Source organism: Halopseudomonas sp. Lyrl_26 (genome assembly GCF_051948695.1).
Lineage (GTDB): Bacteria > Pseudomonadota > Gammaproteobacteria > Pseudomonadales > Pseudomonadaceae > Halopseudomonas > Halopseudomonas formosensis.
The window spans coordinates 444,554-470,776 of the sequence record NZ_JAYJLH010000001.1; the positions used below are offsets into that span (position 1 = coordinate 444,554).

The 26,223-nt window shown below is 63.7% G+C and carries 28 protein-coding genes; 22 read left to right on the top strand and 6 right to left on the bottom strand.

The window, feature by feature from the left end; translation table 11 throughout:
- Position 1 precedes the first annotated feature (1 nt).
- From VF673_RS02180 to sthA, 3 genes are read left to right on the top strand one after another with little or no spacing between them, the layout of a single operon-like run.
- Entirely contained in the window at positions 2–1,021 is a 1,020-nt protein-coding gene (locus VF673_RS02180; RefSeq protein WP_440290706.1) for an FAD:protein FMN transferase, read from the top strand.
- Positions 1,022–1,024: 3 nt separating this feature from the next.
- Positions 1,025–1,264: a (Na+)-NQR maturation NqrM gene (nqrM, locus tag VF673_RS02185; protein ID WP_440290707.1), complete on the top strand. Its 240-nt coding sequence runs from the start codon at positions 1,025–1,027 to the stop codon at positions 1,262–1,264.
- A gap of 55 nt (positions 1,265–1,319) precedes the next feature.
- Positions 1,320–2,717, top strand: coding sequence for a Si-specific NAD(P)(+) transhydrogenase (gene sthA, locus VF673_RS02190; RefSeq protein WP_440290708.1), 1,398 nt, complete (start codon positions 1,320–1,322; stop codon positions 2,715–2,717).
- 187 nt (positions 2,718–2,904) lie between these two features.
- Here the strand turns inward: sthA and VF673_RS02195 are convergent, their stop codons facing one another.
- The 3 genes from VF673_RS02195 to VF673_RS02205 are packed head-to-tail and all read right to left on the bottom strand — an operon-like array spanning position 2,905 to position 4,538.
- Positions 2,905–3,654, bottom strand: coding sequence for a glycerophosphodiester phosphodiesterase (locus VF673_RS02195; protein WP_440290709.1), 750 nt, complete (start codon positions 3,652–3,654; stop codon positions 2,905–2,907).
- 15 nt (positions 3,655–3,669) lie between these two features.
- Positions 3,670–3,963 carry a phosphodiesterase gene (locus tag VF673_RS02200; protein ID WP_440290710.1) on the bottom strand — a complete coding sequence of 98 codons (294 nt, stop codon included), beginning with the start codon at positions 3,961–3,963 and terminating at the stop codon, positions 3,670–3,672.
- Complete coding sequence (locus tag VF673_RS02205) at positions 3,960–4,538, bottom strand: PilZ domain-containing protein (protein ID WP_440290711.1); 579 nt, start codon at positions 4,536–4,538, stop codon at positions 3,960–3,962. Before VF673_RS02205 ends, VF673_RS02200 begins: the two co-directional genes overlap by 4 nt.
- Before the next feature lie 98 nt (positions 4,539–4,636).
- On the opposite strand from VF673_RS02205, the gene VF673_RS02210 reads away from it, so the two are divergent.
- A complete protein-coding gene (locus VF673_RS02210; RefSeq protein ID WP_440290712.1) occupies positions 4,637–5,881 on the top strand; it encodes a lipoprotein-releasing ABC transporter permease subunit in 1,245 nt (414 codons plus the stop codon).
- Complete coding sequence (lolD, locus tag VF673_RS02215) at positions 5,874–6,560, top strand: lipoprotein-releasing ABC transporter ATP-binding protein LolD (RefSeq protein WP_440290713.1); 687 nt, start codon at positions 5,874–5,876, stop codon at positions 6,558–6,560. Before VF673_RS02210 ends, lolD begins: the two co-directional genes overlap by 8 nt.
- A gap of 6 nt (positions 6,561–6,566) precedes the next feature.
- Here lolD and VF673_RS02220 read toward each other — a convergent pair whose 3' ends face one another.
- A complete protein-coding gene (locus tag VF673_RS02220; RefSeq protein WP_440290714.1) occupies positions 6,567–7,091 on the bottom strand; it encodes a DUF2062 domain-containing protein in 525 nt (174 codons plus the stop codon).
- 97 nt (positions 7,092–7,188) lie between these two features.
- Between VF673_RS02220 and VF673_RS02225 the strand changes: the two genes are divergently transcribed.
- The 7 genes from VF673_RS02225 to murB all read left to right on the top strand — a co-directional run bounded on the left by VF673_RS02225 (position 7,189) and on the right by murB (position 13,670).
- A complete protein-coding gene (locus VF673_RS02225; RefSeq protein WP_440290715.1) occupies positions 7,189–9,465 on the top strand; it encodes a DNA internalization-related competence protein ComEC/Rec2 in 2,277 nt (758 codons plus the stop codon).
- Positions 9,466–9,551: 86 nt separating this feature from the next.
- Positions 9,552–10,220 (top strand): MotA/TolQ/ExbB proton channel family protein, encoded by a 669-nt coding sequence (locus VF673_RS02230; protein WP_440290886.1) that lies wholly within the window; start codon positions 9,552–9,554, stop codon positions 10,218–10,220.
- 2 nt (positions 10,221–10,222) lie between these two features.
- Positions 10,223–10,651, top strand: coding sequence for an ExbD/TolR family protein (locus tag VF673_RS02235; RefSeq protein ID WP_090538589.1), 429 nt, complete (start codon positions 10,223–10,225; stop codon positions 10,649–10,651).
- Entirely contained in the window at positions 10,648–11,682 is a 1,035-nt protein-coding gene (gene lpxK / locus VF673_RS02240) for a tetraacyldisaccharide 4'-kinase (RefSeq protein ID WP_440290716.1), read from the top strand. The genes VF673_RS02235 and lpxK overlap by 4 nt, the downstream gene beginning before the upstream one ends.
- Before the next feature lie 13 nt (positions 11,683–11,695).
- On the top strand, positions 11,696–11,881 hold the full coding sequence (locus VF673_RS02245; RefSeq protein WP_090538691.1) for a Trm112 family protein: 186 nt from the start codon (positions 11,696–11,698) through the stop codon (positions 11,879–11,881).
- A 2-nt stretch (positions 11,882–11,883) separates the two neighbouring features.
- Positions 11,884–12,645: a 3-deoxy-manno-octulosonate cytidylyltransferase gene (kdsB, locus tag VF673_RS02250; protein WP_320330695.1), complete on the top strand. Its 762-nt coding sequence runs from the start codon at positions 11,884–11,886 to the stop codon at positions 12,643–12,645.
- Positions 12,645–13,670, top strand: coding sequence for a UDP-N-acetylmuramate dehydrogenase (murB, locus tag VF673_RS02255; protein WP_440290717.1), 1,026 nt, complete (start codon positions 12,645–12,647; stop codon positions 13,668–13,670). The genes kdsB and murB overlap by 1 nt, the downstream gene beginning before the upstream one ends.
- Positions 13,671–13,731: 61 nt before the next feature.
- On the opposite strand, the gene rne is transcribed toward murB, so the two are convergent.
- Positions 13,732–16,920 carry a ribonuclease E gene (gene rne, locus VF673_RS02260; RefSeq protein ID WP_440290718.1) on the bottom strand — a complete coding sequence of 1,063 codons (3,189 nt, stop codon included), beginning with the start codon at positions 16,918–16,920 and terminating at the stop codon, positions 13,732–13,734.
- A gap of 544 nt (positions 16,921–17,464) precedes the next feature.
- Between rne and rluC the strand changes: the two genes are divergently transcribed.
- Genes rluC through sppA form a run of 3 tightly spaced genes read left to right on the top strand, consistent with a single transcriptional unit; the run spans position 17,465 to position 20,115 of the window.
- A complete protein-coding gene (gene rluC, locus VF673_RS02265; protein WP_440290719.1) occupies positions 17,465–18,439 on the top strand; it encodes a 23S rRNA pseudouridine(955/2504/2580) synthase RluC in 975 nt (324 codons plus the stop codon).
- A complete protein-coding gene (locus tag VF673_RS02270; RefSeq protein ID WP_440290720.1) occupies positions 18,436–19,110 on the top strand; it encodes an HAD-IA family hydrolase in 675 nt (224 codons plus the stop codon). The genes rluC and VF673_RS02270 overlap by 4 nt, the downstream gene beginning before the upstream one ends.
- Positions 19,111–19,140: 30 nt before the next feature.
- Positions 19,141–20,115 carry a signal peptide peptidase SppA gene (gene sppA, locus VF673_RS02275; protein WP_440290887.1) on the top strand — a complete coding sequence of 325 codons (975 nt, stop codon included), beginning with the start codon at positions 19,141–19,143 and terminating at the stop codon, positions 20,113–20,115.
- A 6-nt stretch (positions 20,116–20,121) separates the two neighbouring features.
- Here the strand turns inward: sppA and VF673_RS02280 are convergent, their stop codons facing one another.
- Positions 20,122–20,700: a Maf family protein gene (locus tag VF673_RS02280; protein WP_440290721.1), complete on the bottom strand. Its 579-nt coding sequence runs from the start codon at positions 20,698–20,700 to the stop codon at positions 20,122–20,124.
- A gap of 124 nt (positions 20,701–20,824) precedes the next feature.
- Between VF673_RS02280 and VF673_RS02285 the strand changes: the two genes are divergently transcribed.
- The 7 genes from VF673_RS02285 (at position 20,825) to fabF (ending at position 26,216) form a co-directional block, all read left to right on the top strand.
- Complete coding sequence (locus VF673_RS02285; protein ID WP_440290722.1) at positions 20,825–21,346, top strand: YceD family protein; 522 nt, start codon at positions 20,825–20,827, stop codon at positions 21,344–21,346.
- 18 nt (positions 21,347–21,364) lie between these two features.
- Positions 21,365–21,547, top strand: coding sequence for a 50S ribosomal protein L32 (rpmF, locus tag VF673_RS02290; protein ID WP_090538598.1), 183 nt, complete (start codon positions 21,365–21,367; stop codon positions 21,545–21,547).
- A 5-nt stretch (positions 21,548–21,552) separates the two neighbouring features.
- On the top strand, positions 21,553–22,575 hold the full coding sequence (gene plsX, locus VF673_RS02295) for a phosphate acyltransferase PlsX (RefSeq protein ID WP_090538599.1): 1,023 nt from the start codon (positions 21,553–21,555) through the stop codon (positions 22,573–22,575).
- Between the two features lie 63 nt (positions 22,576–22,638).
- Complete coding sequence (fabD, locus tag VF673_RS02300) at positions 22,639–23,577, top strand: ACP S-malonyltransferase (protein WP_090538600.1); 939 nt, start codon at positions 22,639–22,641, stop codon at positions 23,575–23,577.
- A gap of 11 nt (positions 23,578–23,588) precedes the next feature.
- Entirely contained in the window at positions 23,589–24,332 is a 744-nt protein-coding gene (gene fabG / locus VF673_RS02305) for a 3-oxoacyl-ACP reductase FabG (protein WP_090538601.1), read from the top strand.
- Between the two features lie 178 nt (positions 24,333–24,510).
- A complete protein-coding gene (acpP, locus tag VF673_RS02310) occupies positions 24,511–24,747 on the top strand; it encodes an acyl carrier protein (protein ID WP_088275384.1) in 237 nt (78 codons plus the stop codon).
- A 230-nt stretch (positions 24,748–24,977) separates the two neighbouring features.
- Positions 24,978–26,216 (top strand): beta-ketoacyl-ACP synthase II, encoded by a 1,239-nt coding sequence (fabF, locus tag VF673_RS02315; RefSeq protein ID WP_320330688.1) that lies wholly within the window; start codon positions 24,978–24,980, stop codon positions 26,214–26,216.
- The last annotated feature ends 7 nt before the right edge of the window (positions 26,217–26,223 follow it).

The following is a 26,223-nucleotide window of genomic DNA, read 5'->3' on the forward strand; positions in this document are numbered from 1 at the left end:
CATGTTGCGTCGCCTCATCCAGCCCATCAGTGTTGCTGCCCTGGCAGCAGCCCTGATGGGCTGTTTCAATTCCAGCGAAGCTGTTGTCGAGATCTACGGCAGCACCATGGGCAGCACCTATTCGATCAAGTGGGTGGCGGACGCTGACAGTCTTCCTGCCTCGGAAGTCAAACTACAGGTGGATGAGATGCTCGAAGAGTTCGAGGAAGCAGCCTCGACCTGGCGTCCCCATTCCCTGTTGTCACGCTTCAACGCCGCTCCCGCCGGTACCTGTGAGCAAATGCCCCAGTCGATCCTCGATCTGGTGACATTGGCCGAAGAACTGCATGAGCAGAGCGAAGGCAGCTTCGACATCACCCTCGGACCGCTGATGCGGCTCTGGGGCTTCCACGGTGAAGCCGGGCCCCGTGTGCCGGACGCGGCCGCCATCGCTGCGGTGAAGGAGCGAACCGGGCACCAGCACCTGCAGGTGCGTGGCAATCAGGTGTGCAAGGACCGGGAGCTGGAGCTCGACATCAGCGGCCTTGCCGCTGGCTACATGGTCGACCGGGTAGCTGAACGTCTGATTGCAATGGGCATCGAAAGTTATATGGTAGAGCTTACCGGAGAGCTCAGGGCAGACGGACTCAAGCCCGGTGGCCTGCCATGGCGCATTGCCGTGGAAGAGCCCCGCGACGAGAGCCGGGTGGCACAGCTGGTACTGCCATTGCGCGGCTACAGCGTGTCGACCTCCGGGGACTACCGCAACTTCTTCGAGCAGGACGGCATGCGCTATTCGCATACCTTCGACCCGGTGAGTGGCAGCCCCGTTTTGCAGGACCTGGCGGCAGTGACCGTGCTGCATCCCTCCGCCGCCTGGGCGGACGGCCTGTCCACGGTGTTGCTGGTCAAGGGCAGTGAGCAGGGCTGGGACTACGCGATGGAACACGATCTGGCCGCGCTGTTCGTCATTCGCGAGGGGGACGGCTTCGTTTCGCGCAGTACCCCAGGATTCAAGGCCCTTCAGCAGGGCGAGGAGTAGAGCATGCTTTGGCTTGTGACCTTTGCGGTAATGTTGTTATGCGTAGCGGGCATGGCGGTAGGTGTCATGGCCGGACGCAAGCCCATCGCGGGATCCTGCGGTGGGATGGGGGCAGCGGGCATTGACAGCAGCTGCACCATCTGTGGCGGCAATCCCGCCAAATGTGAAGAATCGAAGCAGGACCCCGCAGAGTCCGGCGGCGTCGGTTTCTATGACGCGTCGGCCCGTGAACAAGACAGATAATGTGAGGGTGAGCCGGTTTACAGACCAATAGCGAATCCATACAGGCAGAAGGTGAATGGCTGTTTACAACTATGACGTGGTAGTGCTGGGCGCTGGCCCGGCGGGGGAGGGCGCCGCGGTCAATGCGGCCAAGCTCGGGCGCAGGGTGGCGATGGTCGAGGAGCGGAACATGGTGGGCGGCAACTGCGTCCATCTGGGCACCATCCCGTCCAAGGCGCTGCGTTACTCGGTCAAGCAGATCATCCAGTTCAACACCAACCCCATGTTTCGGGTGATCTCCGAGCCCCGGGACTTTTCCTTCCCCGACGTTCTCAAGAGCGCCGAGGCGGTGATCAACCTGCAGGTCCGGTCCCGCCACAGTTACTACGCGCGCAACCGTATCGATCTGTTCTACGGCAAGGGCAGTTTTGCCGACGCCAATACCATCGAACTGGTCAACGCCGACGGTGCCGTGGATCGCCTGGTAACCAGGGAAGTCATCATCGCCACCGGCTCGCGGCCCTACCGCCCGGCGGATATCGATTTCAATCACCCGCGCATCTACGACAGCGACACCATCCTCAAGCTCAATCACACGCCGCGGACGCTGATCATCTACGGTGCGGGGGTGATCGGTTGCGAATACGCCTCGATCTTCTGTGGTCTGGGGGTGAAGGTCGACCTCATCCACAACCGCGACCGGCTGCTGAGCTTCCTCGATGACGAGATCTCCGATGCCCTCAGTTACCATCTGCGCGCCAACATGGCGCTGATTCGTAACAACGAGGAGTACGAGAAGGTCGAGGGACTCAAGGATGGTGGCGTGGTGCTGCATCTGAAGTCGGGCAAGAAGATCAAGGCTGACGCCTTCCTCTGGTGCAACGGGCGCACCGGTAATACCGACGGCCTGGGATTGGAGAACGTCGGCCTGGAGGCTAACAGTCGCGGTCAGCTGACGGTGGATGAGCACTATCGCACCGAGGTGCCCAACATCTACGCAGCGGGCGATGTGATCGGCTGGCCGAGCCTGGCCAGTGCGGCCTTCGACCAGGGGCGTTCGGCTGCGGGCAACATCGTCGAGAACGACAGCTGGCGTTTCGTCGATGATGTGCCCACCGGTATCTACACCATTCCGGAGATCAGCTCGCTGGGCAAGACCGAGCGTGAGCTGACTGCAGAGCGGGTGCCCTACGAGGTGGGGCAGGCGTTCTTCAAGAACACCGCCCGGGCGCAGATCAGTGGCGAGCCGGTGGGCATGCTGAAGATCCTGTTCCATCGCGAGACCCTGCAGGTGCTGGGCATCCACTGCTTCGGTGACCAGGCCTCGGAGATCGTGCACATCGGTCAGGCCATCATGAACCAGAAGGGTGAGGCCAATACCATCAAGTATTTCGTCAACACCACCTTCAACTATCCGACCATGGCCGAAGCCTATCGGGTGGCGGCACTGGATGGATTGGGGCGCTTGTTCTGACTTGTCTGGCGGGGGTGAGTTCTTTGCAGGCCTTTGCATGGGTACGCCCCCGCCACCACACGCCGTGAACCCGCTCCTGTGGGCTCGTTGATGCCATCCCTGACATCCAACGGTCGTATCGGGGGCGTCCCAACGCAACGGCGGGCACTGCCATGCTGCTGACGGTTTTCCCGATGCAACTCAGAAGCTAATCGGCGGGCTGGGACGCGGGGCTGGGCCGATCACCCAGAACCGTCATGGCCAGGTGCGGCACATCGGTTATCAGACTGTCCACGCCCATGTCCCGCAATTTCAGCATCAGCGATGGCTCGTTCACCGTCCAGGCCGATACATGCAGACCATGGCTCTGGGCCCGGGCTACGCGGGCAGGGGTGCAGAGTTTCCAGCTCAGGGCGAGAAAGCGGCATTGGTAGCGCAGGGCGCTTTTTATCGGATCGAGCATGCCGTACTCCTCCACCAGCCCGGTGGGCAGGGGGCACTGGCTGTTTCGGGCCTGGCGCAGCAGGTCGCGGCTGGCAGAGGTAATCACCACCTTGTCCTGCAGCTGGTAGCGGCCTACCAGATCGGTGATCGCCTCGAGTACCGCGCCGGCCTGGCCCTTGGAGCCGCTCTTGACTTCCAGCTGATAGTGCTCGAACTGCGGGAAGGTCTGGAACAGCTGCTCAAGGGTTGGAATGGGGCAGGGTTGGGCCCAGCCCTTCAGACCCAGACGGGCATCCATGCGGCCCAGCTGTTCGGCGGTATGGGCGGCGACGCGGCCGCGAATACCGGTAGTACGTTGCAGGGTCGGGTCGTGGATCACCATCAACTGGTGATCGGCGGACAGGTGCAGGTCCAGCTCAACGCGGGTGACTCCGGCCTGCAGGGCACTGGCAAAACTGGCCAGGGTGTTTTCCGGTGCTTCGCCGCGGGCACCCCGGTGGCCGTATATGAGCATGTTGCTCCCTGTGGATCAGTTGCTGCGTGGAGTGTGATGACGCACCGCGTGGATCACGTGGTCATATTCGAAGTAGACGCTGTAGCCGGGGTAATCCCAGCGGGTGATGGGCGGTTGGCCCACTGCCGCATGGCGGGTAGTCGGCTCGCCGTGGGTGCGCTGTACCTGGGCCCTGCTGGTGCCCCGCTTCGGCAGGCTCTGCTGTACCGACCCGGCCTGCTCCCCGAGGGGAATGGTCAGGGTGTCAGCCTGGGCCGGTGTGGCCGTGAGCAGGGCAGCACTGAGGGCAATGGGCAATAGTCGCATCATGTCGAGGTCCTTTCGTTCTGTTTGGCGGCTCGGATGTCCTGCGCCTGTCGCTGCACTATGTACCTGGCCAGCAACTGGCGCTGGGTTTCACTGTGATGGAAGCTTACCTGTATCGCGTATCGTCCGGAAGCAGGATCCCGCCGGCTGTCGGCAATCCGTGCCAGGGTTGCCATACCGGTCACATTCGACAGCAGCAGACGCAGGGCTATCCACTGGCCGGATGCCAGGGAGACGTCGGTGGTGAAGCTCAGGCCTGCCTCGCTGATCACCACCGGAATCGGGCTGCCGAGGTCGCTGGTCAGCTGCAGGGCAGTGGCCTGCGCAAGCAGGTCGATGCGCTTGCTGAAAGTCTTCAGACAGGCGGCCAGAACCCGATCCCGTTCGCCGATCTGGCGCAGCAGGTGCTGGGATTCGTGCTCCAGCACCTGCAACTCGCCGAGCATGCCGAACAAAGGCGAGTCGGGGTTGTCCGAGGGGGTGTCCCCCGGTGGCTCCGTCAGCCGGAAATCCAGTGCCAGATGATCCTGGAGCTGGAAATAACCGGCATGCACATCGGGCGGATTATCTGGGCGCATGACATCTGACCTTGCTGGTTTACCGGGACCGGTTTCAGTGTAACATGTGCAGCCGAACAGCCCTCATCGGGACCATCCCACAGGTAAACTGGTATTCCATGTTCAGACCCCTACCGTTTTTCATCGGTCTGCGGTACACGCGGGCCAAGCGTAGAAACCACTTCATTTCCTTCATTTCGCTGATATCCATGCTGGGGCTGACGCTGGGGGTGCTGGTGATGATCCTGGTGCTGTCGGTCATGAATGGTTTTGATCGCGAGCTGCGTACCCGCATCCTCGGCATGGTGCCCCATGCCAGCATCAACGGTTATCAGCCGATCGACGACTGGCGCAGCCTTGCCACGCAGCTGGAGCAGCACCCGCAGGTGGTCGGGGTCGCGCCCTTCATCCAGATGCAGGGCATGCTGACCCATAACGGCAGCGTCGCACCGGTACTGGCCACGGGGATCGATCCCGAGGCCGAACAGCGGGTGTCGATTCTCGGCAATCACGTGCAGGCGGGCAGCCTCGAGGATCTGCGCGAAGGGGAGTTCGGCATCGTCATCGGTGAGCTGATCGCTCGCCGTTTCGGTGTGCAGCTGGGCGACAAGCTGACCTTCGTCATGCCCGAAGCCTCGGTCACCCCCGCTGGTGTGTTCCCGCGGCTCAAGCGCTTCCATGTGGTGGGCATCTTCAAGGTCGGTGCCGAGCTGGATGCCTCCATGGCCATGGTACACGTGGCCGATGCTGCGCGGCTGAGCCGTTGGGAGCCGGGGCAGGTGCAGGGCGTGCGCCTGCAGCTGCATGACCTGTTCCAGGCTCCGAGTGTCGCCTGGGACCTGGTGACCACGCTGCCGGGCAGCTACTACGCCCAGGACTGGACCCGCAGCCACGGAAACCTGTTTGCGGCCATCCGCATGGAAAAGACCATGATCGGGCTGTTGCTGATCCTGATCATCGCGGTAGCGGCCTTCAATATCATCTCGACCCTGGTGATGGTGGTGACCGACAAGAAGGCGGATATCGCCATCCTGCGTACCCTGGGCTGTTCGCCGGGGACCATCATGGGCATTTTCATGGTCCAGGGCTCGGTGATCGGTGTGGTCGGCACCCTGGTTGGGGGAGTCCTGGGGGTACTGGCGGCCCTTAATGTGTCGTCCATGGTCGCCGGGCTTGAAAGCCTTCTGGGCATCCAGTTTCTCAGCTCGGATGTGTACTTCATCAGCTATCTGCCGTCCCAGCTGATCTGGACCGATGTGATCGTCATCTGTGGCGCGGCGCTGGGCATGAGCTTCCTTGCCACGCTGTATCCGGCCTGGCGCGCATCCCGTACTGAACCGGCGGAGGCCCTTCGTTATGACTGAAGTAGTATTGGAATGCCGCAGCCTGAGCAAGGAGTACGCGGTCGGTCCCCAGAGTCTGCAGGTGCTGCAGAAGGTCGACCTGCTGCTGCGCGCCGGGGAGCGTGTGGCCATCGTCGGCAGCTCGGGCTCGGGCAAGACCACGCTGCTGAACATGCTGGGCGGCCTGGACACGCCTACCAGCGGGGAGGTCTGGCTGGCCGGCCGTCAGATGTCCGCGCTCCGTGAAGCCGAGCGCGGCCGCATGCGCAACAGTGAGCTGGGGTTCGTCTACCAGTTTCACCACCTGCTGCCTGAGTTCACTGCCCTGGAGAACGTCTGCATGCCATTGCTGATCGGATCGACTCCCATCGGCGAGGCGCGTCAGCGGGGTATGGCCATGCTCGAGCGGGTGGGTCTGGCCCAGCGTGCGGGTCACAAACCGGCGGAGCTGTCCGGCGGCGAGCGCCAGCGGGTGGCCATTGCCCGGGCGCTGATCAACGAGCCGGCCTGTGTACTGCTTGACGAGCCCACCGGCAATCTCGACCAGCACACCGCCCGCAGCGTCCAGCAATTGATTCTGGAGCTGAGCCAGCGGCTGCAGACCGCCTTTCTGGTGGTGACCCACGATCTGGGGCTGGCCGCGCAGATGGACCGGGCCCTTACCCTCAGCGAGGGTCGACTTGTCGAGCGTGAGCTCTAGTTCTCCTCAGGACTGACGACCGCGTCGCAGTTTGCGACGCTTCCAGTTGCGCGTCACCCAGAGTCGCCAATACAACAGGGTACCGAAATACCCCAGGGTAGCGGCGACAACCCCCGTCAGCAGGGAGCCGACCAGCATCGGCTGCCAGATATGCTGAATCTCGCTGGTCAGCCAGGCAATCGACAGTTCCATCGGCATGCTGCGCTCGGGTGCGCCGAGCAGCAGGGTGCCGATCTTGTATTGGGCAAAGAAGACCGGCGGCATGGTGATCGGATTGGTCAACCATACCAGACTCACGGAAATCGGCAGGTTGGCCCGGACGCTGATGGCGAGGAAGGCCGCGAGCAGCATCTGCATGGGTATCGGCAGCATGGTGACGAAGAGTCCGCAGGCCATGGCCCGGGCCACGCTGTGGCGGGTGATATGCCAGAGCTGCGGGTCATGCAGGATAGTCCCCAGAAAACGCAAGGATCGGGCACGTTTGATCCGTTCGGGGGTAGGCAAGTAGCGCTTCAGTAGCTCACGTGGCATCGCAGGCGGTCGGGTTGGCAGCTGAAGGGGGATTATGCCCCCAACCGGCTGCCGGCACTACTACCCGGGGGCGGTTTAAGGAAACTGGATCTTACACATGGTCGTGCCACTGAACCTGCTCTGCCTGATTGCCGGCCTGTTGCTGCCGCTCGCTTGGTCGGGCCTGCCGGCATTGTGGCTGGTGGCGATGGCGTGGCTGCCGGGCCTGCTCGGCTGGCGCCTGCGCCCGCTGCGCTATCTGCTGCCCTTTGCTGCTGGCCTGTCCTGGGCCTGTTTCCATCATCACCAGCAACTGGCCGAGCGGCTGCCGGCCGAACTGGATGGCAGCCGTATGGAAGTGACCGCGCGCATTCGCGGATTGCCACAGCCTACCGACACCGGCTGGCGCTTCGAGATCGAGCAGGTGCGTAGTCTGGAGGGCCTGACCCTGCCGCTGACCCGGGTGCACTGGTTCGCTGGAGAAGCGGTCAATCCCGGCGAACACTGGCGCTTCGAACTGAGTCTGCGTCGTCCCGCCGGAATGGCCAATCCGGGCGGCTTCGATTACGAAGCCTGGCTCTACGCCCAGGGCATCGGCGCCCTGGGCAGCATCCGCAGGGGAGAACGGCTGGAGGAGCCCGTCCGCACCTCGCCGGTGGTTCGGCTGCGCCAGACCATCAGGGACCAGCTTTCGACGGTGTTGGCCGGGCAGCCGGGCGGCGAACGGCTCATGGCACTGGTGGTGGGCGACAGGAGCGTGCTGAGCCGCGAGGACTGGCAGGTATTGCAGGCCACAGGTACTGCGCATCTCATGGTGATCTCGGGTCTTCATGTCGGCATGCTCGCCGCGGCGGTTTTCGGCGTGATCACCCTGCTGGGGCGTGCCGGCGCGCTGCACTGGCCCTGGCCGAGGCTGTGGCTCGCAATCCCGGTGGTTGTCGCAGTTGCTGCCGTGTATGCGTTGCTCGCGGGTTTCCAGGTGCCGGTGCAGCGTGCCCTGCTGATGATCACCCTCGGGCTGCTGGTGCAGCTGCTGTACCGTCAGCCCGGGCTCTGGACCCTGTGGCTCATCGCGGTTGCCGCCGTATTGGCATACAACCCGGCGGCGCCGCTGCGTGCGGGATTCTGGCTGTCCTTCGTGGCCGTCGCCTTGCTGCTCTACGGAATGGGGTCACGTCTGGCGACGAGGGGCCTCTGGTGGCGCTGGGGGCGGGCCCAGTGGGTGGTGTTCATCGGCCTCTGGCCCTGGCTGTACCTCTGGTCGATGCCCGGCAGTTTCAGCTCCCCGCTGGCCAATATCATCGCCATCCCCTGGGTCAGTCTGGTGGTGGTGCCGGCTGCGCTGGCCGGCACCCTGATGCAGTTGCTGCTGGACTGGCCCTGGCTGGTGCAGCTGGCTGCCGCCGCGCTCAATGCGCTGTTCGCCGGGCTGGACTGGCTGGCGCAGTGGCGCCCTGCCGAACGGCTGGCATTCCCGGGGTGGTGGGGCTTCCTGCTGGGGCTGGCCGGGGTTGTCGCGCTGCTCAGCCCCCTGGCTCGCCTGCTGTGGATGCCGGCGCTGGCCTGCATTCTGGCACTGGCATGGCCACCACAGTCACGGCCCGGGCCCGGGGAGCTGTGGGTCACCGTGCTGGATGTGGGGCAGGGGTTGTCAGTGCTGCTGCAGACCCGCGAGCATGCCATGCTCTACGATGCCGGTGCACGCCTTGGCGGCGGTTTCGATCTGGGAGAAGCAGTAGTACACCCTGCGCTGCTGTCGCTGGGGGTGCGCCGGCTGGATCTGCTGCTGCTGAGTCACGCCGATAATGATCACGCCGGCGGTGCGCCCTTCATTGTCCGCCATATGCCGGTGACCCGGGTGCTCGCCGGGCAGGCGGCTGATCAGGATGCCAGTCTCGGCGCCGAGGCCTGTGTGCCGGGGCAGGGCTGGAGCTGGGATGGGGTGCGCTTCGAGATCCTCTACAGTCCGCCGCCACCTGCATCTGCCAACGAGCAGTCCTGTGTGCTGCGTGTCGTAGTCGGGGACAGGGCCGTGCTGCTGCCCGGGGATGTGGGCGTGCGTGGTGAGTATCAGATGCTCAGGCAGGTGCTGAGTGCCGATCTGCTGCTGGCGCCGCACCATGGCAGCCGCAGTTCCTCCTCCTACGCCTTCATCCGCGCGGTGAGTCCGCGCTGGGTGGTGTTCAGTGCCGGGCGCCACAGTCAATATGGCCATCCGCATCCCGGAGTTGTGGCACGATACCGCGAACTGGATGCGGAACCGGTTTATACTGCCACCGCCGGAGCGATACGCTATGTCCTGGATGACACAGGGAAGTCCCGTCAGGCTTGGACCTGGCGTCAGCGTGCACAGCGCTTCTGGCATGAGAACGAGGCGGGGGCGACCGAGCGCTAGCCTGCGGCTGGCTGACGTCGCGACCGCGAAAACCAATAGTGGAGGGAACGCCCGTGTGGGAAATAATTCAGGCCGGTGGTTGGCTGATGCTGCCGATCATTCTGGCGTCGGTAGTTGCTGCCGCCATCGTCCTCGAGCGGCTGTGGACGCTGCGTGTAAGCCGCGTGGCACCGCCCAGCCTGGTGGCCCAGGTCTGGCGCTGGGTGAAGGAAGGGCAGCTGGATGCCAATCGCCTCAAGAGCCTGCGGGCCGGCTCGCCCCTCGGTGAGGTGCTGGCGGCGGGTGTGGCCAATGCCCACCATGGCCGGGAAGTGATGAAGGAATGCATCCAGGAAGCAGCCGCCAAGGTGATCCACGAGCTCGAGCGCTACCTGAGTACCCTGGGTACCATCGCCGCGGTGTCTCCGCTGCTCGGTCTGTTGGGCACTGTGATCGGCATGATCGATGTGTTCAACGCGGTCATGCTGCAGGGCACCGGCAATACCGCGGTACTGGCCGGGGGTATTTCCAAGGCGCTGATCACCACCGCAGCCGGTCTGACGGTGGCCATTCCGGCGCTGTTCTTCCACCGCTTCCTGGTGCGCCGGGTCGATGAGCTGGTGGTGGCGATGGAGCAGGAAGCGACCAAGCTGGTAGAGATCATTCAGGGCCAGCGGGAGCTGGGCAATAACGGCGCAGCTGTCGAGGATGCGACCGCAGCAACCGAGCCCAGGCGCGCTGCACGCCGCGCAACCACTGCGGCCAAGGGAAGCTGATCATGAATTTCCGACGCAGGACAAGGGTCGAGACGGACATCAACCTGACACCACTGATCGACGTGGTATTCCTGTTGCTGATCTTCTTCATGGTCTCGACCACCTTCACCCGGGAAACCCAGTTGAAAGTCGATCTGCCCGAGTCGGTCTCCGGCGAGTACGCCGACGCGTCGGTACAGCAGATCGAAGTGCTCATTTCCGTTAGCGGGGAAGTGGCCATCAACGGCAAGACCCTGGTCAATCCGGGGCTCGACAGCATTCGAGCCGCCCTGGTCCGGGAGGCGGGCAGTGACCGGAGCCTGCCGGTGGTCATCACCGCAGATGCAAACACGCCCCACCAGGCCGTCATTACAGCCATGGACGCCGCAGGACAGGAGGGCTTCAGCCGCCTGCGCCTGACCACCAACGAGATGGAACAGCCAGCGCCATGAGGCGGACACCGGACCTGCAGCAGAACCTGCTGCGTGCCTGGTACGGGCATCACGGCGGGCTGTGGCTGCTCAGGCCTCTGTCATGGCTGTACCAGCGCATTGCCGAGCGTCGTCGCCGCCGTTACCTGAGTGATCCCGCTGCCAGCTGGCAGCCCCCGGTTCCGCTGATCGTGGTGGGCAACATCACCCTGGGCGGGACCGGGAAGACGCCCATGGTGATCTGGCTGGTGGAGCATCTGCGCAACCGGGGATTGCGCGTGGGTGTGGTCAGTCGCGGCTACGGCGCCAGACCGCCGGCCTGGCCCTGGCTGGTGCAGCCCACCCGGGACAGTGCCGAGCAGGTGGGCGACGAGCCGCTGCTGATCGCCAGCCGTTGCCAGGTGCCGCTGGTGATAGATCCGGATCGGCCCCGCGCCGCGCGCCATCTGCTCGAGCAGGCCCCGGTGGATGTGATCGTCAGTGATGACGGTTTGCAACACTATCGCCTCGGGCGCACGCTGGAACTGGTAATGATCGACCATGGTCGAGGACTGGGCAACGGTCGCTGTCTGCCGGAGGGCCCGTTGCGCGAGCCGGCGAGCCGGTTGCGGGAAGTGGACCTGGTTGTACGTACCGGTGCAACCGATGACAGCGCCGATGGTTACGCCATGGGACTGCAACCCGGCGAACTGGTCAATATGAAGACCGGCGAGCGGGTCAGGCCCGATGCGTGGTCGGCGCCGCCCCGGGTTCAGGCCGTCGCCGGTATCGGCAATCCCGATCGCTTCCGCCAGACCCTGGAAAGTCTCGGATTGCTGCCGGAAGTCCATGCCTTTGCCGATCACGCCCAGTACAATGAAAACAGCTTTGCGGCCTTCGACCGGGGCGAGCCACTGATCATGACTGAGAAGGACGCCGTCAAGTGTGCGACCTTTGCCCGCGACAACTGGTGGTACCTGAGTGTCGATGCCATATTGAGCACTGAATTCGTTGCCGCACTGGACGCCGGGCTGGACCGGCATCTGCAGCCCGGCAGCCAACCTACCCATTGATCGGAGTGTGATGATGGATCCGAAACTGCTCGACATTCTCGCCTGCCCCCTGTGCAAGGGGCCGCTGGTGCAGAACCAGGACAAGACCGAACTGTGGTGTCGTGCCGATGGTCTGGCCTATCCGGTTCGCGATGGCATACCGGTGATGCTGGAAAACGAGGCGCGGCCGCTGGACGCTGACGAGAAGCTGGATCACTGACAATGTTCCACGTCATCATTCCCGCCCGTTACGCCTCCACCCGCCTGCCCGGCAAACCCCTGCAGGATATCGCCGGCAAACCCATGATCCAGCACGTCTGGGAGCAGGCCCGGCGCAGCAGTGCCGCCACAGTCACGGTAGCGACCGACGACCGCCGCATCCTCGATGCCTGCCGGGCCTTCGGCGCCGACGCCGTGCTGACCCGGGAGGATCATCCATCCGGTACCGACCGCCTGCAGGAGGTGGCCAGCCTCCTGGGGCTGGGCGATCAGGAGCATGTGGTCAACGTCCAGGGCGACGAGCCCATGGTTCCCCCGGCGCTCATCGACCAGGTGGCGGCGGATCTGCGCGCGTTCCCCGAGGCCAGCATTGCCACCCTTGCCGAACCCCTTGATGATGTGCAGACCCTGTTCAACCCCAATGCGGTCAAGGTCGTCACCGACCATCAGGGCTTTGCCCTGTATTTCAGTCGCGCGCCCATGCCCTGGAACAGGGATGCCTTTGCCGACGGGCGGCCGGAGAAACTGCCCGAAGGCGCGCTGTTCCGCCGGCACATTGGCCTCTATGCCTACAAGGTCGGCTTTCTGCATGACTATGTGCGCTGGCCGGCCAGCCCGCTGGAAACCTGCGAGTCGCTCGAGCAGCTGCGGGCGCTGTGGTTCGGCTGCCGTATCCATGTGGCCGACGCCTGTCAGGTGCCACCGGCGGGAGTCGACACGCCCGAGGATCTGGAGCGGGTCCGGCAGCTGCTGGCTGCCGGCTGATGGGCCTCGAATGCATACGCGGTGCCAGCCTGGCACCACTCAATACCTTTGGCATAGACGAGTGCGCTGAGCAGCTGTGCCTGGTGCACAGTGACGCCGAGCTGCGCGAGGCGCTGGCGCTGGCCGACCAGCGGGGCTGGCCGGTACAGCTGCTCGGCGGCGGCAGCAATCTGGTATTGGCCGGGCCGGTATCGGGACTGACCGTTGTCATGCGCAGCCGTGGCCGACGGGTCGTTCGGCGCAACGGCGACAGCGCGCTGATCGAGGCCGAAGCCGGGGAGAACTGGCATCGGCTGGTGGGCTGGAGCCTGGATCTGGGCTTGCACGGTCTGGAGAATCTGTCATTGATACCTGGCACCGTGGGCGCTGCCCCCGTGCAGAATATCGGTGCCTACGGCGTCGAGCTGTGTGACCTGTTCGACAGCCTGCAGGCCCTGGACAGGCGCACCGGAGCATTGTGCTGGCTGAACCGGGAAGACTGCCGTTTCGCCTACCGCGACAGCCTGTTCAAGCAGCAGCCCGGTCGCTACGTGATATTGCGCGTGCGTCTGCGTCTGCATACCCGACCTGTTCCCCGACTGGATTACGCTCCCCTGGCTGCTGCCTGGCATGCCCTCGGGCTGAAACAGCCGGACAGTCGGGTTATCAGTCGTCTGGTATGCGATATCCGCCGCAGCAAGCTGCCCGACCCGGCGCGACTGGGCAACGCCGGCAGCTTCTTCAAGAATCCCTTGGTATCGGCCGAGCAGGCAGCGGCCATGCTGGCGCGCTGGCCGGGCATGCCGCATTATCCGCAGGTCGATGGCAGCGTCAAGCTGGCCGCCGGCTGGCTGATCGAGCAGGCCGGGTGGAAGGGGCATTCCCGGGAGCGGGTAGGGGTGCACCGGGAGCAGGCGCTGGTGCTGGTCAATCTGGGCGGCGCCCGGGGCGGTGACATCATGACCCTGGCCCGGGACATTCAGGAGGATATCGAGCGCAGGTTCGGGTTGCAGCTGGAAATGGAGCCGCAGTTGCTGGGCAACTGAGCGGATCCGGAGCAAAAAAAAGGGATGCCCGATGGCATCCCTTTTTCGTTGGCGCTGCCCGTCAGTTGCGGGGCGCCTGCTCATCGCTGTCCGGCTTGGCAGCAGGCTCTTCCTGCGGAGCCTCCTGCTGTTGCGGAGCGCTGGTACCAGGGTGCTCGGCAACCTCGGCCTGCGCCACCTCGGTGGTCACCTCGGCTTCCTGCTCGGCGGCAGCAGTCTCGACCGCATCCGCCACCGGCTGGGCCTGTTCCATGGCCTGGCTGACCGGGTCGGCAGGGGCCTCTTCGCTGGCCGGAGCTTCCTGTGCTGTGGCGTCTGCCTCCGACTGACGGGCTGCCTCGGCAGCCTGTTGCTCTTCCAGGCGTTTGGCTTCCATACGACGACGGCGGATTTCACGGGGGTCGTTGAAGGCGCGACCGGACTCGGTCAGTGCCGGGATCACCGGATCGGAATGCACTTCGGTTTCAGCCTGGGGCTCAGCAACAGGTGCCTGCTCTTCGGCTGGCTGCTCGGCAGACTCGGAAGAACCAGATACCAGCTCCACGGGCTGTTCTGCGGGCTCGTCGGTAGCTGCCACGGGTTCAGATTGCTGCGCTGCTTCCACTTTGGTGGTGGCAGGCTGTGCGAGGGCCTCCGCCTCGACCTCTGCCTGGACCTCAACGTCGGCCACGCTGTCATTGCGCTGGGCCTGGAAGGTTTCCACTGCGCTCTCGATGGACTGCTCCATTTCCGAGGCGGCTTCGGTCAGGGTCTGTACTACCGGCTGGGCCGCATTCGGCTGGGCCGCATCTTCCACGACTTCCGGTGCAGCAGCCTCAACGGCCGGCTCGCTGACCAGCTTGGCGGGTGCCTGCCCTTCGCTGGCAGCAACGGCTTCGGTGGCCGCAACGGCGACGGCTACCGGCAGTGCCGCTTCTCCGGCCTCGGAGGTGCTGGTCGCTTCGGTGGCATTGTCGGCCTGGGCGGAACGGCTGCGACGGTTATTGCGGCGACGCTGGCTGTTGCGCGAGCGACGCTTGGGACGCTCCTCGTCGGAGCGGGTGTCGTCATCGGCCTGGTCACGCAGTTGCTCGCCCAGCTGTTCCTCGTCCACCGCGGCGGCAACAGGCTCGGCCTGGCGAGCCGGGCGCCGCTCCTGGCGACTGGATTCCTCAGCGGCGGCGCTGCGCTGCTGCTCGCTCACCTCGGTGCTGGCGATGGCTGCGGTGGCGGCACTGCTGCTGCGGCGGCGACGGCGGCTGGGGCTGCCTTCGGGCCGGGCGCTGCCGTTCTGGCTGGCCGGGGACTCCGCCGCGGCATCGGTCTTGCGCTCGCTGCGTTGCTGCTGGGGCTTCTCAGTCCGTTCACTACGCTCGCTTCTGTCACCGCGCTCGCCGCGTTCGCCACGTTCACTTCTGTCGCTGCGCTCACCGCGTTCACCGCGCTGACGACGATTGCGGGTCGGGCGACGCTCGCCGCTGCGGCTGCCTTCGCCACGGGGCTTGCTGCTGGCAGGGGAGGTCGGCTGGGCGCTGGCTTCGTCGCTGCTGTCGCTGGAGAACATGCCTACCAGGGATTTGATCAGGGACTTGATCAGGCCCGGCTGGGATTCCTGGATGGCGCGGTTGGCTGCGGCAACCGGAGCGGGTGCCGGCGCCGGTGCCGGGGCCGGGCGAGCCGGAGCGATGCTCTTGACTGCCGCCTCCTGGCGAACGATGGCCCGGGTCTGGCTGACCTGAACCGGCTCCTCGGTATCGGCCTCGGCGCTCATGGTGTAGCTGGACTCGGCATTGAGGACGGCTTCCTGGTCGTCGCGCAGACGCTGTACCTCGAAGTGCGGGGTGTCCATGTGCGGGTTCGGCAGAACCAGGATGCGGACTTCGGTGTGGGCCTGCATCTTGGCCAGGGCTTCGCGCTTCTCGTTGAGCAGGAAGGTGGCAACGGATACGGGAACGTGGGCGCGGACCTCGGCGGTACGATCCTTCAGTGCCTCTTCTTCGATCAGACGCAGTACCGACAGGGACAGGGACTCGACGTCGCGGATGGTGCCGCGGCCGTTACAGCGCGGGCAGACGATGCCGCTTGTCTCACCCAGGGATGGACGCAGACGCTGGCGCGACATCTCCAGCAGGCCGAAGCGGGAGATCCGGCCTACCTGAACCCGGGCGCGGTCGGCTTCCAGGCTTTCACGGACACGCTCTTCCACGGCACGCTGGTTCTTGGCCGGGGTCATGTCGATGAAGTCGATGACGATCAGGCCGCCGATGTCACGCAGACGCAGCTGGCGGGCAATTTCCTCGGCGGCTTCGAGGTTGGTCTGCAGGGCAGTTTCCTCGATGTCTCCGCCCTTGGTAGCGCGGGCCGAGTTGATGTCGATGGACACCAGGGCCTCGGTGTGGTCGATGACGATGGAGCCGCCGGAGGGCAGTTTGACCTGACGGTCGAAGGCGGTCTCGATCTGGCTCTCGATCTGGAAGCGATTGAACAGCGGTACGCTGTCTTCGTACAGCTTGACCTTGCTGGCGTACTGCGGCATCACTTGGCTGATGAAGCTGAGTGCCTCGTCACGCACGGTCGGGTTGTCGATCAGTACTTCACCGATGTCCTGACGCAGGTAGTCGCGGATGGCGCGGATGATGACGTTGCTTTCCTGATAGATCAGGAAGGTGCCGGTGCGTTCACTGGCGGCGGTCTTGATCGCCTCCCACAGTTGCAGCAGATAATCCAGGTCCCACTGCAGTTCCTCGGCGCTGCGGCCCAGGCCGGCGGTGCGGACGATCATGCCCATGTCGGCGGGCACGTTCAGGCTGTTCAGTGCTTCGCGCAGCTCGTTGCGCTCTTCGCCCTCGATCCGGCGGGAAATACCCCCGGCGCGCGGGTTGTTGGGCATGAGTACCAGGTAGCGGCCGGCCAGACTGATGAAGGTGGTCAGGGCAGCGCCCTTGTTGCCGCGTTCTTCCTTGTCGACCTGGACTATGACTTCCTGGCCTTCCTTGAGAACTTCCTTGATGTTGACCCGGCCTTCGGGCTGCTTGGAGAAGTATTCGCGGGAGATTTCCTTGAGCGGCAGGAAGCCGTGGCGTTCGGATCCGAAGTCGACGAAGGCGGCTTCGAGGCTGGGCTCGATGCGGGTGATGCGGCCCTTGTAGATGTTGGATTTCTTCTGCTCCCGTGCGCCGGATTCGATATCCAGGTCGTACAGTCGTTGGCCATCTACCAGCGCAACGCGCAACTCTTCTGGCTGAGTTGCGTTGATCAGCATTCTTTTCATGAAGTACCGTTGTGTATCCAGTGGTTCCCCGGAACACGAGTACGGCACCTGATTCTTCCGTTAGGTGTCAGGTGTGTTTCTGCCTGGGCCGATCTTGCCCATGTTCAGAGTTCACATTGCTGCTGCCATGGAGGCAGCGGCAGTTCGATCTGTCTGTGGCGCTACAGAGAAACGTTCTTTAGGGAGGAATCAGCCGGACTGCGGACGGGGACAACAACCAAAACCAGTGTCAACGCTCGTCACATCATCCTGAAGCTGTGCATCTCCACCTAATCACTTGGCGATCCGAATCGGTGCCGCCCATCGCCTTTCCGCGGAGCGGGTTAATAATCTGCCAGCCTGGGCCTGCAGCCTGTTTCATCTCGAGGTTCGCCAGCCCTGCCTTTTTTTGGGGCTCAACGAAGGCTCTACATCAATATTTCTGGGAGGGCTGGCGGTATCCGATGGGGATATCCGTGCCTCCAGCTGCCTTTTGCGCAGCTCGCTGGACTATAGCAGCATTATTCAAGTGCTTCAATTGAATGAAAAAATGTATCATGCCCCGATGAATACTGATGCCTGCGTTATTTCTTCCAGCGTGCAGACTGACCAGATCAGCGATGATCAGGCCGGTCAGCGTATCGACAATTACCTGCTGACCCGACTCAAGGGAGCTCCCCGGACACTCATCTATCGCATCCTGCGCAAGGGCGAAGTACGGGTGAACAAGGGGCGGGTCAAGCCCGAATACCGCCTGCAGGCGGGCGATCTGGTCCGCATCCCACCGGTTCGCCTGCCTGAAGCCGACGCCCCGGCCCTGGTTGGTCAGGGCATACTCAATGCCTTGGAAGAGGGGATTCTTTACGAGGACAAAAGGCTGATCGTCGTCAACAAGCCCGCCGGACTGGCGGTGCATGGTGGCAGCGGTCTGCAGTTCGGGGTGATCGAGGCCATGCGTCAGCTGCTGCCGGCCGAGGCCCAGCTGCTGGAGCTGGTTCACCGTCTGGATCGGGATACCTCCGGCTGCCTGATGATTGCCCGGCGGCGCAGCATGCTGCGCCATCTGCACGCAGCGCTGCGCGGTGAGGGGAAGGGCGTGGACAAGCGCTATCTGGCGCTGGTGCGCGGACGCTGGCCGTCCCACCTGAAGAAGGTGCATGCGCCCTTGCTGAAGAACAATCTTCGTTCGGGCGAGCGCATGGTGGAGGTCAATCCGGAAGGCAAGGAGTCCCTGACCGAATTCCGGGTAGTGCAGCGCTTCGGTGATGTGGCAACGCTGGTCGAGGCGCGTCCCATCACCGGCCGGACCCACCAGATTCGCGTGCATGCCCGCCATGCCGGGCATCCCATTGCCGGTGACCCCAAGTACGGGGATGACGACTTTTCAAGAATGATTCGAGATATAGGTGGTAAGCGATTGTTTTTGCATGCTGCTTCCCTGGAGTGTGAATTGCCGGGCGGGGAGCGGCTGAGTGTCCGGGCCGAGCCCGGCGAGGTATGGGATCGGACCCTGCAGCGTCTGTCGGGGGGCGGGCGATGAACACCCTGATCTTCGACTGGGACGGCACCCTGGCCGACTCCATCGACAACATCGTCATCGCCATGCAGCGCGCTGCCCTGGATGTGCAATTGCCGGTGCGCAGTGTCCGGGAGGTGCGTGACATCATAGGTCTGGCCCTGCCGGATGCGGTGGCCGTGCTCTACCCGGAGCTGGGGCCCACGGAGGTTCGTCAGGTTGTCGAGGCCTATTCCGATAACTACCTGCAACTGGAGCGACAGCCTTCCGCGCTGTTCGATGGTGTACATGCGGCGCTTGAGACGCTGGGGACTGAAGGTTTCAATCTGGCGGTAGCCACCGGCAAGAGTCGCCGGGGGCTGGATCGCATGCTCGCCAGTCATGATCTGGAGAACTATTTCGATGTGACCCGCTGTGCCGACGAGACTGCCGGCAAGCCGGACCCGCGGATGCTGGAAGAGATCCTCGCCGAGCTCGAGGTGACTGCGGCGGACGCCTGCATGGTCGGTGACAGCGAGTTCGACATCCTCATGGGGCACAACGCCGGGGTGCTTCCGATAGCGGTGACCTATGGCGCCATGACCGAGGAGCAGCTGCGGCGCTGCCGGCCGGCGCATTGCGTGCATTCATTCGAGGAATTTCAGGGCTGGGCGCTGCCCCGGTTCCGGGCCACTCAATCAACAGAGGTGTTATAGATGCAACAGGATCGATGGACCGAGGGGCCCATGATCGGGCGCGAGGAAATTGCCGGGCAGAAGGACGATCGCAAGGCCTGGCAGCTGCTGGAGAAAACCCTGCTGGCCTCGGTTCAGGAGCAGCGCCGGGCGCGCCGCTGGGGGATCTTCTTCAAGAGTCTGACTTTTCTCTATCTGATCGGCGTGCTGTTTCTGGTTTCGCCCCTGGGTCAGCTGGAGGGGGCGGGTTCCGTTGGAAACAAGCCTCATACTGCGCTGATTGAGGTGCGGGGAACCATCGCCGATCGCCAGGAGGCCAGTGCCGACAATCTGGTGACCAGTCTGCGGCGTGCGTTCAAGGATGGGCAGACCAGGGCGGTGGTGCTGCGCATCAACAGCCCTGGCGGCAGCCCGGTGCAGGCTGGCTATGTCTACGACGAGATCCGCCGACTGCGCGACCTGCATCCGGATATTCCGGTATATGCGGTGATCGCCGATATGGGGGCATCCGGTGCCTATTATATAGCGGCGGCGGCTGATCAGATCTTTGCCGACAAGGCCAGCCTGGTCGGCTCCATCGGTGTTACTGCGGCGGGTTTCGGCTTCGTCGAGACCCTCGACAAGCTGGGCGTCGAGCGTCGCACCTACACCGCCGGTGAGCACAAGGCCTTCCTCGATCCCTTCCAGCCCGAGCGCGAGGATGAGCGGGAGTTCTGGCAGTCGGTACTGGATACCACCCATCGTCAGTTCATCGACCAGGTGCGCAAGGGGCGGGGTGATCGGCTGAAGGAGCATCCGGATCTGTTCAGTGGACTGGTCTGGTCCGGTGAGCAGGCCCTGGAGCTGGGCCTGGTTGACGGTCTGTCCAGTGCCTCGGCAGTAGCCCGGGATCTGGTAGGAGTGGAGGAGATGGTTGACTTCACCCACCGGGAGTCGCCGTTCCAGCGCTTCTCCCGGCAGCTGGGGACCAGTATCGGCAACACCCTTGCGATGCATCTGGGGCTGTCCGCTCCGCAGCTGCGCTGATCGGTTTCAGGGCAGCTCCACGCCCTCATTGCGCAGCATGGTGCACAGCCTGATCAAGGGCAGGCCGATCAGGCTGTTGGGGTCGTCGCCACGCAGGGCCTGAAACAGACTGATGCCCAGGCCTTCCATTCTGAAGCTGCCGGCACAGTCGTAGGGCTGCTCGCGCTGCAGGTAGCGTTCTATGCTGGCGTCGTCCAGCTCGCGAAATACGACATCGAAGGGTTCGCAGGCCAGCTGATGATCGCCGCTGGCGCTGTTCAGCAGGCACAGTGCGGTACTGAAGCGTACCGTGCGGCCGCTGCAGCGGCGCAGCTGGTCGAGGGCGGCGGCGTGGTTGCCCGGCTTGCTGACCGGCTGATCATCGAGCAGCAGCACCTGATCCGAACCTATGATCAGGTGTTGCGGGTAACGTCCTGCAAGGGCCCTGGCCTTGGTCAGCGCCAGTCGCCGGGTCAGCTGCTCGGCGGTCTCGGCGGGCCGGGGTGTCTCGTCGATGTCGGGTGCGGCGCACTCGAAGGGAAGCTGAAGCTGTTCCAGCAGGCGTCGACGGTAGGGAGAGCTGGAGGCGAGTACCAGAGGGTGCATGCTTGTCTTTCCGGCAGGGATGATGGCGGGATTCTATCCTGTTCCTGCCGGTCGCCGGGTAGATCTCGTTATTTGATCAAATAGCTTTGACACGGACCCGGCAGGTGCCTAGAATTGCGCGCTTATGTCTGGAACCATACCTGCACACATAGAACCACGCCGTCTGGTTGACCGTGGCATCGTTCTCGAAGGGACCGTGTCCGCCGCCAGAATGCCGCGACTGAGCGCTCTGCTGGATGCCCCGGCGGGAGAGGCTCAGGTCGAGCTGAAATTCGACCGGGACGAGCAGGGCGTCAGTACCATGCACGGGCACTACCGGATCGACGTGGCGATGATCTGTCAGCGCTGTCTCGAGCAGGTGGTGCTGGGCCTGGACGCCGAGTGTGATGTGGGCTTTGTGGGGAGTGACGAGGCGGCGAAAAACCTGCCCCGACGCTACGAACCGGTTATTCTGGATGACGAGGCGCTCGATCTGCATGAGCTGATCGAGGATGAACTGCTGCTGGCACTGCCGGCGGTTCCGATGCATCCGATGGGAACATGTCAGCACCCGCCAGGCTATGAGCCTGATGAAGCGGAGCCTGAGGAAGAAGCTGAAAAGCCCAACCCCTTTAGTGTGCTGGCCAAGTTGAAACGCGATACCTGAGCTTAGGAGCTTAAAGTCATGGCTGTACAGCAGAACAAAAAGTCTCGTTCCGCACGTGGCATGCGTCGTTCGCATGATGCACTGACCGGCGCGGCACTGTCCGTAGATCAAACCACTGGTGAAACCCACCTGCGCCACCACGTGTCCCCGGACGGTTTCTACCGTGGCCGTCAGGTGGTGAACAAGGACAACGACGAATAAGTGTCTTGTCCACGTCAGTCCGCCTTGCGGTTGATGTGATGGGCGGGGACTTCGGTCCCCGCTGCATTATCCCTTCTGTTGCCCGCTGCCTTGAGCAGATTCCGGGCCTGCACGTTACCCTGGTCGGCTCGCCCGAGCCCATGACCCGTCTCTGTGCCGAACATCGGCTGCCCCAAGACCGTATCCGGCTTGTCCATACCAGCGAAACCATCCATGGCGATGACGCGCCTGCCAGTGTGTTGCGCAGCAAGCGTGACGCCTCCATGCGTGTGGCCATCGAACTGGTACGGGACGGCCATGCCGACGGCTGCCTGAGTGCCGGCAATACCGGGGCATTGATGGTGCTGGCCAAGGCGCTGCTGGGTACCGTCGAAGGTATCCAGCGGCCGGCGATCATGGCCGCCTTGCCGGTGGCCGGGCGCTTCTGTCATGTGCTGGATCTGGGGGCCAACGTGGATTGCTCCGCCCGCCAGCTGTTCGAGTTTGCGGTGATGGGCTCCGAGGCAGTATCGGAGCTCACCGGTGTCGAACAGCCGCGGGTCGGACTGTTGAACATCGGCAGTGAGGTCAACAAGGGTTCCCTGCGGGTGCGGGAGGTGTCCGAGCTGCTGCGCGATACGCCATCGCTGAACTACATTGGACATGTCGAAGGCAACGAGCTGTTCCTGGATCGGGCCGATGTGGTGGTCTGTGATGGTTTCGTCGGCAACGTCATGCTCAAGGCCAGCGAAGGTCTGGTGCAATACATGCAGCAGGAGATGCGTCAGGCCTTTGCAGGCAATCTGCTGCTGCGGCTGCTGGGTCCGGTGCTGCGTCGCGCGCTGCGACCCATGGCCGAACGACTGAATCCGCACCAGTACAACGGCGTGTCGCTGCTGGGGCTGCGTGGTGTGGTGGTCAAGAGTCACGGCAACGCCGGGCAGCCGGCCTTCGAGGCGGCCATCCGACAGGCTGTCAGAGCCTGTGAGTCGGACATGCCCCAGCGGATTGCCGCGCGTCTGGCGCGCTGCAGAGGTGAATTATTGTGACCCGGGTGACCGTGCGGTCATCTCAGGGCGAACTGTCTGTCTGATAAAGATAAGGAAGGTTGCATGACTCAAACCCTCGCTTTCGTATTCCCGGGGCAGGGCTCCCAGGCGGTAGGCATGCTGGCCGAGCTGGCCGCTGACCACCCGCAGATCGGAGACACCTTTGCCGAAGCGGCTGAGGCACTGGGCTATGACCTCTGGCAGCTGTGCCAGAACGGCCCCGAGGCTGAGCTGAACCGTACCGATCGTACCCAGCCGGCCATCCTGGCCGCCTCCGTGGCCCTGTGGCGCGTCTGGGAAGCCAACAGCGCGGCCCGTCCCGCCTTCGTCGCCGGCCACAGTCTCGGCGAGTATTCCGCACTGGTGGTGGCCGGGGTCATAGGTCTGGCTGACGCCCTGCGCCTGGTCGAGCGCCGGGGTCAGCTGATGCAGCAGGCGGTGCCTGCCGGTGAAGGTGCCATGGCGGCGATTCTCGGTCTGACCGATGAGCAGATCATCGATCTGTGCGCCCAGGCGGCGGAGGGTGAGGTGGTCAGTGCGGTCAATTTCAATGCCCCCGGCCAGGTGGTCGTTGCCGGTCAGAAAGCCGCAGTGCAGCGTGCCATCGAGGCCTGCAAGGCGGCCGGTGCCAAGCGCGCCATCGAGCTGCCGGTCAGTGTGCCTTCCCACTGCGCTCTGATGCGCCCTGCGGCCGAGCAGCTGGCAAAGGATTTCGAGCAGCTGAACTGGCAGGAGCCGGCGATCACCCTGGTGCAGAACGTCAGTGCGCGCCCGGCCCCTGATATGACCACCCTGCGGGCCCAGCTGGTCGAGCAGCTGTACAGCCCGGTACGCTGGGTGGAGAGCGTCGAGTACATCGCCGCCCAGGGCGTCACGGATCTTATCGAATGCGGTCCCGGCAAGGTTCTGTCGGGCTTGAACAAGCGCTGCGCCAAGGGCGTTGCCACTCACAACCTGGACAGCGCCGCCGGTCTGGCCGCCGCGCTGGCCCAGTTCGCCTGAGGAGTCTGAACATGAGTCTTGAAGGAAAGGTTGCACTGGTCACCGGTGCCAGCCGTGGCATCGGTCAGGCCATCGCCCATGCGCTGGCCGCCCAGGGGGCTACCGTTGTAGGTACTGCCACCAGCGATGCGGGTGCCGCCTCCATTGCCGAGAAGCTGACTGAAGCGGGTTTCACCGGTACCGGCATGAAGCTTGACGTACGCGATCCGGCCTCGGTCAGCGAGGTGCTGGACCGCATCACCGCCGAGTATGGTGCTCCCGCCATCTTGGTCAACAATGCGGGTATCACCGCAGATAACCTGCTGATGCGGATGAAGGACGAGGAGTGGGACGATGTCATCGGCACCAACCTCAGTTCGGTATACCGTTTGTCCAAGGCTGTCCTGCGTGGCATGACCAAGGCCCGCTGGGGTCGTATCATCTGCATCAGCTCGGTGGTCGCCGGCATGGGCAATGGCGGGCAGTCCAACTACGCCGCCGCCAAGGCCGGGATGGAAGGCTTCACCCGTGCCCTGGCGCGTGAGGTGGGGTCACGGGGTATCACTGTGAACGCAGTGGCTCCCGGTTTCATCGACACCGATATGACCCGGGCGCTGAACGACAATCAGCGCTCGGTCATGCTCGAACAGATTCCGCTTGGACGTCTCGGTCAGGCCGAGGAAATTGCCGCTGTGGTGGCTTTCCTGGCCGGTGAGTCGGCTGGCTACATCACCGGGGCAACCATCCCGGTAAACGGCGGTATGTTCATGGGCTGAACTCTCGGATCCTGTGTGATCCGAGGGCTCGATATGCCCGGAGCTGGCCCGGTGCAAGCTGTCTGGGCCGGGCGTTTTGGGACAGAAGTGTTTTCCAGCTTGAAAAATCGGGAATGCTTTCTATAAACTACCCGCAGTCCGGCTTATCGGAACTGCAAATCAGGAGTGAGATCAAGGTATGAGTACCATCGAAGAACGCGTCAAGAAAATCGTTGCCGAACAACTCGGCGTTAAAGAAGAAGAAGTAACCAACAGTGCTTCCTTTGTAGAAGATCTTGGCGCTGACTCCCTGGACACCGTTGAGCTGGTCATGGCTCTCGAAGAAGAATTCGAGACCGAGATCCCGGACGAGGAAGCCGAGAAGATCACCACCGTGCAAGAAGCCATCGACTACGTGAACGCTCACCAGAAGTAATCACGCAGTCTGCTTGCAGGTTGTAAAAAAGCCGCAGTCCTGGTTTCAGTACTGCGGCTTTTTTGTGCGCCGGCTTCAGCCACCGGGAGCGACGCCCGGCATCAGGTTCGGCTTGGGAGGGCAGGGACGTAACAGCAGGTAACTACCCATGGTCATCATGCAGTTGCCGTGCCCTGACTTTATGCGGACAATAGCCCGCTGTCACAAGAGTTGAAATTAAGGAGTCTCCTTTGTCGCGTAGACGCGTCGTGGTAACCGGCCTGGGCATGTTGAGCCCCCTCGGCAATTCGGTTGAAAGCAGCTGGCAGGCCGCCGTTGCGGGCAAGAGCGGCATCGGCCCGATCGAACACATGGACGTCAGTGCGTTCAACACCCGCTTCGGTGGTTCGATCCGTGATTTCGATGTCGAGCCCTACATGTCCGCCAAGGAAGCCCGCAAGCTGGACCTGTTCATCCAGTACGGCATTGCCGCCTGCATGCAGGCGCTGAACGAGTCCGGGCTGGAGATCACCGATGCCAATCGTGATCGCATCGGCGTTTCCATGGGGTCGGGTATCGGCGGTCTGACCAATATCGAGCAGAACCACGCTCTGCTGCTGAGCAGTGGTCCGCGACGCATATCTCCTTTCTTCGTGCCCGGCTCCATCGTCAACATGGTAGCCGGCTACCTGTCCATTCAGTACGGTCTGCGCGGCCCCAACTATGCACTGACCACTGCCTGTACCACGGGTACCCACAGCATCGGCATGGCGGCACGCAACATCGCCTATGGCGAAGCGGATGTGATGATCGCCGGCGGTTCGGAAATGGCTACCAGCGGTCTGGGCCTGGGCGGTTTCAGTGCCGCCCGAGCGCTGTCCACCCGCAACGACGAACCGCAGAAGGCCAGCCGCCCCTGGGATCAGGATCGTGATGGTTTCGTGCTGTCCGATGGTGCCGGCGCCATGGTGCTGGAGGAATACGAACACGCCAAAGCCCGCGGTGCACGTATCTACGCCGAGCTGATCGGCTTCGGCATGAGTGGCGATGGCTACCACATGACCGCACCCCCGGAAGACGGGCGTGGCGCGGCCATGTGCATGGGCAATGCGCTTCGCGACGCCGGTGTGGCGGTGGAGGAAGTCGGTTACATCAACGCCCATGGCACCTCGACCCTGGCAGGTGACCTGGCCGAGAGCCGGGCGGTGGAAACCGTCTTCGGTGACCATGCCCGTCGCCTGGCAATGAGTTCGACCAAGTCCATGACCGGGCACCTGCTCGGTGCCGCCGGCGCGGTGGAGGCCATCTTCACCGTGCTGGCCCTGCGTGATCAGGTGGCTCCGCCGACCATCAACCTGGACAATCCCGGGGAAGGTTGCAATCTGGACTACGTGGCACATGAGGCGCAGGCCCGCCAGCTGGAGGTGGCCGTGTCCAACTCCTTCGGTTTCGGTGGCACCAACGGCAGTCTGGTGTTCCGCCGGATCTGATGAGCGC